This window comes from Actinoplanes sp. NPDC048791 (genome assembly GCF_040650095.1).
In the GTDB taxonomy this organism is placed as follows: domain Bacteria; phylum Actinomycetota; class Actinomycetes; order Mycobacteriales; family Micromonosporaceae; genus Actinoplanes.
In genome coordinates this window covers 1-7,721 of sequence record NZ_JBEZGQ010000348.1, presented here as the reverse complement: position 1 = coordinate 7,721, position 7,721 = coordinate 1, and the positions used below count along the sequence as shown (strand labels likewise).

The window sequence follows — 7,721 nt, the reverse complement described above, 5'->3', positions numbered from 1 at the left end:
GCCGCGGCCACCGCGCCGGCGAGTTCGGTGATCGGGTGGATGACCAGGTCGGGCTTCCACTCCTCGGCGCGGGGCACCAGACCGGCGGCCCGTTCGAACGCCGCCGCGCCGAACATGCCGCCGATCACTGTGGCCATCCGGCGTTCCGGCGGGACCGCGCCCAGGTCCGGCACCCGGGAGCGGAAGGCCGCGTCGGATTCCGTCCGGCTCGGGCCGATGTCCCAGGTTGTCAGCCCGCGCCGGCGCGCCTCGGTGACACCCTCGGCGCCGGAGGCGACGACGACGTCGTGGCCCGCCTGCTGGGCCGCCCGGATCAGCGGGAGCAGGGGGAGCAGATGCCCATGGGCCGGCCAGGTGCTGACGAGGACTCGCATGGACGGCAAGTAGACACCCGCCGCGCCACCGTGTCTGTCAGGCGGGCGTCAGCAGGTGCTCGCGCATGCTCGCCAGCTGTCCGGTGCTGAGGCCGATCTCGCGGACGTACTTCTCCACCGAGCCGTGGCGCTCGCGCAGGTCCCGCAGGAACAGCAGCATGGCGTCCTGCGGGCAGTCGAACATGTGGTATTTGTCGTGCACGAGCTCCGGCTTGGTCTTCAACAGGTACGCCGTCAGCGACTCCATCGCGGCCTCGGTCAGCGCATAGTCCTGCGCGATGTCCGTATCGGACACTCCGAGCAGGGACAGGGTCAGCGCGCACACCACGCCGGTGCGGTCCTTGCCGGCCATGCAGTGCACGACCACCGGGGCCGCCGCCGGATCCGCGATCACGCCCAGCGCCGCGGCCAGCCCGGCCTGCCCGTCCTCGGCGAAGTTGAGGTAGCGGTCGGCGAGCCAGCGCTCGTGCGGGATGTCCCCGGAGTGCGCGACCGACTCCCAGTCGACGTGCTCCAGCACCAGGTTGCGGTAGTCCAGCCCCTCGGAGTGCGGCACCCGCCCGTGCTGCTCCACCTCGAACGGCCGGCGCAGGTCGATGACGGTGCGCACGCCCAGCGCCTGGAAGGTCTCGAGGTCGGTGCCCTTGAGCCGGTGCAGGGAGTCGGCGCGGAACAACCGCCGCCAGCTCACCGTGCGCCCGTCGAGGCCGGGATAGCCGCCGACGTCGCGGAAGTTGTAGCTGGTGGAGAAGGTCAGGCTGCGGGGGTGATTGTCGACGGCCACCCGTCCAACCTAACTGCCACCGTCACGTTGCCGCCGTGTCGAATTACTCACCCGTACGGGATCGGCTGTCTCAGCTTGTGGATTCTGGGCTCCCACCGTGGCGGCGCGTGGCATGCTTCGGGGCGTGACCCACTCCGTGCTGATTATTCGCACCTAGCGCGCCGGCTGAATTTCCGCCGACGTGCAGACCTCCCGCATCCGCGGGGGGTCTTTTTGTTGGGTCGTCAGTCTCGGAAAGGAACCCCCATGACCTACCAGGTGTTCGACACGACGCTGCGCGACGGCGGGCAGCGCGAGGGCATCAGCTACTCGGTCGTCGACAAACTCGCAGTCGCGCGGTTGCTGGACGAGTTCGGTGTCGGCTTCATCGAGGGCGGCTGGCCCGGTGCCATGCCCAAGGACACCGAGTTCTTCGCCCGGGCGCGCACCGAGCTGCAGCTGAAGAACGCGGTGCTCGTCGCGTTCGGGGCGACCCGCAAGGCCAACGTCGACGTGGCGCAGGACCCGCAGGTGCAGGCGCTGCTGGACGCCGAGACGCCGGTCGTCTGCGTGGTCGCCAAGTCCGACATCCGGCACGTCGAGCGGGCGCTGCGCACCACCGGCGAGGAGAACCTGGCGATGGTCCGCGACACCGTCGCGCACCTGGTCGCCAACGGCCGCCGCGCGTTCGTCGACTGCGAGCACTTCTTCGACGGTTTCCGCTACGACCCCGATTACACCGCCTCCGTGGTCAAGGCCGCGTTCGAGGCCGGCGCCGAGCGCGTCGTCATGTGTGACACCAACGGCGGCATGCTCCCGTCGATGATCACCGCCGCGATCAACGACGTGGTGGCGCGCACCGGGGTCGCCCCGGACCAGCTCGGCATCCACTGCCAGAACGACACGTCCTGCGCGGTCGCCAACACAGTCGCCGCCGTCGAGGCGGGCGTCGAACACTTCCAGTGCACGGCCAACGGCTACGGCGAGCGGCCCGGCAACGCCGACCTGTTCGCCGTCGTCAGCAACCTGCAACTCAAGCTCGGGCTGAAGGTCCTACCGGACGGATGCCTCGAGAAGGCGACGCGGGTGTCCACCGCGCTCGCCGAGATCGCCAACATCGCCCCCGACACCCACCAGGCCTACGTCGGGGCCGCGGCATTCGCTCACAAGGCGGGGCTGCACGCGAGCGCGATCAAGGTGGATCCGCTGCTCTACAACCACGTCGACCCGTCGGTGGTGGGCAACGACATGCGGATCCTGGTGACCGAGATGGCCGGCCGGGCCAGCATCGAGCTCAAGAGTCGCGAGCTCGGGCTGGACCTGGCCGGCCACCCCGACACCCTCACGGCGGTGACCCGCAAGGTCAAGGAACTGGAAGCGGGTGGCTGGTCCTTCGAGGCCGCGGACGCGTCCTTCGAGCTTCTCGTACGCGGTGAGCTGCCCGGTGCGGACTTCGTGCGCCCGTTCGCGCTGGAGTCGTACCGGGTGCAGGTCGAGCACCGCGAGGACGGCTCGGTGGTCTCCGAGGCCACCGTCAAGGTCCGCGTACGCGGTGAGCGCGTCATCGCCACCGCCGAGGGCAACGGCCCGGTCAACGCCCTCGACGAGGCGCTGCGCGTGGCCCTGTCCAAGCACTACCCGGAGCTGAAGTCCTTCGAGCTGGCCGACTTCAAGGTCCGCATCCTGGAGGGCTCGCACGGCTCGAACGCGATCACCCGGGTCCTGGTGGAGACCAGCGACGGCGCCCGCGACTGGACCACGGTGGGCGTGCACGAGAACGTGGTCGAGGCGAGCTGGAAGGCCCTCACCGACGCGCTCACCTTCGGCCTGGCCCGCGCCGCCGCGGCCAGCACGAGCACCAGCACCGCGGCCTGATCCGGCTCAGTCGCGCCTGGCCCACACCCGCAACGGGATGGCCAGGCCGGCCGCGCCCCACACCGCCAGCACCAGGAACGGCAGCATGGACACGCCTTCCGGCGGAGTGGCGAGCGATTCGCGGATCGCCTGCGCCATGGACTCGAACGGCAGCACCCGGTGCACGTCCTGCAACCACTGGGGGAGCCGGTCGGCCGGGAAGTTGATCGGCGAGAACATCAGCGCGATGAAGACGATCAGCTGGCTGACCATGTTGGTCACCGGCGGCGCGGCCGCGTACGCGATCGCGAAGCCCACGGTGGTCGCGGTGAGCGCGACCAGCAGCACGGCCGGGACGACCAGCCAGCTCACCCGCAGGGTGAGGTCGAAGCGCAGCACCGCGACCAGCAGTCCCAGCAGCAGTCCCGGAGTGCCGGCCACCAGCCAGGTGGTGATGTCCGCGCCGAGCACCGCGGTGCGCGGCACCGGAAGTGTGCGGTTGTAGGCGAAGGTGCCCGCGGTCTTGGCCTCGGCCACCAGTTGCGGTGCCAGCACCATGCCGATCGTGATGAGGGCCAGGGTGGGCGCGCCGGTGGTGAGGTGCAGCGCGGTCGCGGGGTCGACCGTCGGAAGCAGGAACGCGAAGCCGATGACGATGCCGATCGACATCATGGTCTGGATGACCAGGATCATCGGCAGCAGGTAGCGCAGCCGGATCGCCGACCAGCGCAGCAGGAGCAGGTAACTACGCAGCCAGTGCCGCATCGCCGGTGACCTCCTCGGTCAGGCGGACGTAGACGTCCTCGAGGCTGACGGGGTTGAGGGAGAAGCGTGTCGTGCGGGTCTGCGCCCAGGCGACGGCGAGGTGCGCGTCCGCCGCGGCGACCGTGAACGTGCGCCGGCCACCCTCCTGGTGCTCGGCCAGCGACCAGCTCGGTGCGGGGTGGCCGTCCGCGCCGGTGAGCTCCAGTCGCATCTCGCGGCCGGCGGCGAGGGTGGCCGGGCTGCCCGCGGCGGCGACCCGGCCGTGGTCCAGCACCACGACGCGGTCGATCGCGCGTTCCGCCTCGGTGATGTTGTGGGTGACCAGCACGACGCCGTGCCCGTCGGCGGCCAGCGCGCGCACCTGCTCCCAGAGCAGCCGGCGGCGCACCGGGTCGACGTCGTTGGTCGGCTCGTCGAGCATCACCAGCCGGCCGGGCTCGACGATCGCCATGCAGAACGCGGTGAGCCGGCGCACGCCGCCCGACAACCGTTCGCCGGCCTGGTCGGCCCATTCGCCCAGGTCCAGCGCGGCCAGCAGCTCATCGGTGCGCCGGCGGACCGCCCGGCGGCCGCCGCCGCGGAGCCGGCCGACGATCTCGATCGCCTGCCGGGTGGTGACGCCGGTGAGCGGCGCCTGCGCCTGCGGCTGGAACGAGCAGACCGTGCGGGCCCAGGCCGGCTCGGCGACCGGGTCGCGGCCGAGCAGGGTGATCCGGCCGGAGGTCGGCCGGACCAGCCCGACGATCTGGCTGAGCAGGGTGGTCTTGCCGGCGCCGTTGTGCCCGAGCAGGCCGAGCACCTCGCCCGGGGCCACGTCGAGGCTGATGCCGTCGTTGGCCCGTACGCCGCGGCGATAGACCTTGGTCAGGGTGTCGATGTGCAGCACGATCGCCTCACATACCAGTCGGTATTCGGATACCACTCAGTATCTGGATACCGCTCGGAATGTCAATCGGGTAGCTTGGCCACCATGACGCAGCGACTGACCCGGGCCCAGCAGCAGGAGGTGACCCGCGCGCGGCTGCTCGACGCGGCCGAGACGCTCTTCGGCGACCGCGGCATCCACCAGACCTCGCTGGACGAGATCGCCCGGGCCGCCGGTCTGACCAAGGGCGCCATCTACGCCAACTTCGGCAGCAAGAAGGACCTGATCACCGCGATCCTGGAGCGCAAGCTGGCCGCTGACGACGGCGCCGGCGACCGGCCGCCCGGGGAGACGCTGCCGGCCTGGGCGGACGTGCTCGGCGCCAGTTACGAGCGGAACGTCGGCCGCCCGGAGATCCAGCGTTTCGCGATGGCCTTCGTCGAGCTGTGGCTCTACGGCATGCGCGAGGAGTCCGGCCGGGAGCCGGTCGGCCAGTGGTTGCGGACCGTGCGCGCGTCGAGCGCGGCGGAGCTCACCGAGCTGGCCGGCGACGATCTGCCGATGCCCGCCGAGCAGTTGGCCGCCCTGGTGCTGGCCCTGGACATCGGCGTCGGGCTGCAGCACTGGCTGGACCCGGAGGCGGTGCCGGCGGACACCTACCGGGCCGGCCTGCGAGCCGTCTTCGGCCGGGAGCTCAGGCCGCCGGGAGACGCAGCGTCGCGATGATCGCGCGGTGGTCGCTGTCCGGGATGCCGTGCACGCTGACCGCGCCCACGCCCAGACGGCGGTCGGCCAGCACGTGGTCGATGGTCACCGGCGGCAGCGGGTCCCCGTCGTACGGGCCCCACGTGCCGACCAGCCCCTGTCCCGCGGCGTCGGCGGCGTCCCGGTAGCCGTCGCCGATCAGGTCCCGCAGCGCCTTGTGGTCCAGCGTCGCGTTGAAGTCGCCGAGCAGGATCCGGGGCGCGCCGTTCGGGTCCGGGCGCGGCTCGGCGTCCAGGTCGTCGCGCCAGCCGTCGAGCATCTCCAGCGAGGCCGGCGCGAGCGGATGCGCCGACTCGACCGTGACGGCGACCGCGCCCGGGGGCTGGACCGTCCCGTACGCCTGGTTGAAGCCGCCGCCGTTACGCCGTACGCCCGGGTCGGTGATCGGGAAGCGGGAGTAGAGCCCCGAACCGCTCGCCCCGAACTCCCCGCCCAGCGACGAGTACGGCAGCAGCTCGCCCAGCCCGGCCGCGGCGAGATTGCGCTGGCCGTTCGGGCTGAACTCCTGCACGGCCAGCACCGCCACGTCGTTGTCGCGGACCAGCTTGACGATCGAGGCCGCGTCGGCGTTGCCGAAGAGCATGTTCGACGTCATCACGTGGAGCGCCACGCCACCCTGCGGGCCCCGGTCACTGTCGGCGAGGGCGCGCGGCAGCACCGCCACCGCGAACAGCGCGAAGGTGACCGTCGCGACCGTCGCCGCCAGCCAGCGCCGGGTCGCCAGCGCCGCGATCATCGGCACCACCGACCACGCCGCGACGTACGGCGTGAAGGCGAGGAACTGCACCAGCGCGCCCCGCTCCCAGCCGCTGAGCCGGAGCAGCACCCAGGCCGCGCCCGGCAGCACGAGCAGCCACAGCAGCACGTGCCAGACCGCCCGCCGGACCCGGACCGGCTTCGCCACGGGCGCCGAGCTGGTGATCGTCATGGCGGCGACGGTATCCGGCCGGGGCCACCATCACCGAGCGATGCCGGGGCACGTCACATCATCGGTAGGGGTTGAAGTTCTGCCCCGCCATCAGGAACCAGGCGGTCGCGCCGACGTGCTGGCGCGGGAAGTAGCCGAACGCGAAGCCGGTGTCGAACGCGCTGGTGGCGGCCACGATGCCGGCCGCGGCGGGCAGCGGGGTGCCGGTCCAGGTGCCGCCCTCGCCCGGGTTGGACAGCTTGCCGTGGTCCGCGTCGGCGGTCAGGCCCACGGTCTGCCCGGCACCGAGGGTCCGCTGGGCGACTGCGGTCTGCCGCAGCAGCCGCTTGGCCAGGGCCGTGTCACCGCGGTCGTCGCGCTTCAGCAGCGCCAGGGCTGTGTGCCCGTTGCCCTCCAGCCAGACGGCGTCGCGGTTGTTCTCCACGGTGCTGCCGGAGACCGGCCCGGTACGGATCTTGGCCTGGCTGCTGTACGTCACGCCGGAGACCGCACCGTCGGTGTTCGAGAGGTTCTCGGTGACCCAGTCCACGGCGTCGTCGTAGCGCCGGTTGTCGAGGCTCAGCAGCGCCCAGGTCTGCACGTCCTCGGGGATGTTACCGATGTTGATCTGGTTCGGGTCCTCACCCGGTACGCCGCCGAGCGTGCCGGTCCACAGGAAGCGCTCGGAGCGGTTCCACATGGCCCGTACGAAGTCCTCGGCCACGTCGGCGCGGGCTGTCCAGCGCCGGTCCCTGGTCAGCTGGGCCAGCAGCGTGAAGAGCCCGTACGCGTCGATGTTGTGCTCGGTCGAGGCCCACGGCTGCGGCGTCTCACCGTCGCCCTGCAAGCCGCCGTGGTAGCCGCCGAAGCGGTACGGCGACTCCTTGTCCGCGATCCACCGGCCCAGGGCCACGGCGCCGTCGAGGTATTTGGTGATCCGGGTGTCGACGTAGAGCTGGGCCAGGGCGAGCGCCACCCAGGCCATGTCGCCGGTCGAGGAGCCACCGAAGCCGTACGGCCACAGGAACGCCGCCTTGCCGTCCTCGCGCTTGAGGCCGGGGAAGTACGGGCCGCCGCCGTAGAAGAGCATCGGCCCGGCCGCGTACGCCTGCCGGACCCGCCCGTCGGTGTACTTCTCGTCGTTGGCCTGGATCCACAGCAGGGCGTCGCCGATGAGCCGGGCCCGGCGCACGTTGGCCACCGTCGGGTTGGCCAGGTAGGCCAGCGCCGCGAGCGCGTTGTCGTAGACGAACGCGGTCGTCATCAGCTCGCTCTCGTTGTTGTAGCTCTGCAGCAGCCGCGGCTCGCCGCCCTTGACGTAAGCGTCCTGCACCACGTCGAGGTAGTGGTAGGCGCGGCTCACCGGCTCGGCCAGCGTCCGGTCCACCAGGTGCCGCGGGGTGCAGGTGCCGGCGGCGGCGGAGTCCG

7 protein-coding genes and 1 pseudogene are annotated in these 7,721 nt (G+C 71.5%); 2 read left to right on the top strand and 6 right to left on the bottom strand.

What is annotated here, in order from left to right:
• Together AB0C29_RS23765 and AB0C29_RS23760 are read right to left on the bottom strand one after the other, a co-directional pair.
• Positions 1-374, bottom strand: a pseudogene (locus tag AB0C29_RS23765) (glycosyltransferase); the annotation flags it as partial.
• 37 nt (positions 375-411) lie between these two features.
• Positions 412-1,158, bottom strand: coding sequence for a tyrosine-protein phosphatase (locus AB0C29_RS23760; RefSeq protein ID WP_360823850.1), 747 nt, complete (start codon positions 1,156-1,158; stop codon positions 412-414).
• Between the two features lie 246 nt (positions 1,159-1,404).
• Here AB0C29_RS23760 and cimA point away from each other — a divergent pair, with 246 nt between their 5' ends.
• Positions 1,405-3,012 carry a citramalate synthase gene (cimA, locus tag AB0C29_RS23755; RefSeq protein ID WP_360823847.1) on the top strand — a complete coding sequence of 536 codons (1,608 nt, stop codon included), beginning with the start codon at positions 1,405-1,407 and terminating at the stop codon, positions 3,010-3,012.
• A gap of 6 nt (positions 3,013-3,018) precedes the next feature.
• Here the strand turns inward: cimA and AB0C29_RS23750 are convergent, their stop codons facing one another.
• Together AB0C29_RS23750 and AB0C29_RS23745 are read right to left on the bottom strand one after the other, a co-directional pair.
• Positions 3,019-3,756, bottom strand: a complete 738-nt coding sequence (locus AB0C29_RS23750; protein WP_360823844.1) for an ABC transporter permease — start codon at positions 3,754-3,756, stop codon at positions 3,019-3,021.
• On the bottom strand, positions 3,737-4,642 hold the full coding sequence (locus AB0C29_RS23745; RefSeq protein WP_360823841.1) for an ABC transporter ATP-binding protein: 906 nt from the start codon (positions 4,640-4,642) through the stop codon (positions 3,737-3,739). Before AB0C29_RS23745 ends, AB0C29_RS23750 begins: the two co-directional genes overlap by 20 nt.
• Positions 4,643-4,726: 84 nt before the next feature.
• On the opposite strand from AB0C29_RS23745, the gene AB0C29_RS23740 reads away from it, so the two are divergent.
• Positions 4,727-5,347, top strand: a complete 621-nt coding sequence (locus tag AB0C29_RS23740) for a TetR family transcriptional regulator (RefSeq protein ID WP_360823838.1) — start codon at positions 4,727-4,729, stop codon at positions 5,345-5,347.
• On the opposite strand, the gene AB0C29_RS23735 is transcribed toward AB0C29_RS23740, so the two are convergent.
• Both AB0C29_RS23735 and AB0C29_RS23730 read right to left on the bottom strand, forming a co-directional pair.
• Positions 5,316-6,314, bottom strand: coding sequence for an endonuclease/exonuclease/phosphatase family protein (locus AB0C29_RS23735; RefSeq protein WP_360823835.1), 999 nt, complete (start codon positions 6,312-6,314; stop codon positions 5,316-5,318). The two genes, AB0C29_RS23740 and AB0C29_RS23735, sit on opposite strands and share 32 nt — an antisense overlap.
• 58 nt (positions 6,315-6,372) lie before the next feature.
• A partial coding sequence (locus AB0C29_RS23730; protein ID WP_360823832.1) for a hypothetical protein occupies positions 6,373-7,721 on the bottom strand: 1,349 nt, incomplete at its 5' end.

What these genes read in the sequence shown, in the direction of transcription:
- AB0C29_RS23750 (WP_360823844.1), bottom strand. Translation starts at nt 3,756, where the DNA reads ATGCGGCACTGGCTGCGTAGTTACCTGCTCCTGCTGCGCTGGTCGGCG.
- AB0C29_RS23740 (WP_360823838.1), top strand. Translation starts at nt 4,727, where the DNA reads ATGACGCAGCGACTGACCCGGGCCCAGCAGCAGGAGGTGACCCGCGCG.
- AB0C29_RS23735 (WP_360823835.1), bottom strand. Translation starts at nt 6,314, where the DNA reads ATGACGATCACCAGCTCGGCGCCCGTGGCGAAGCCGGTCCGGGTCCGG.
- cimA (WP_360823847.1), top strand. Translation starts at nt 1,405, where the DNA reads ATGACCTACCAGGTGTTCGACACGACGCTGCGCGACGGCGGGCAGCGC.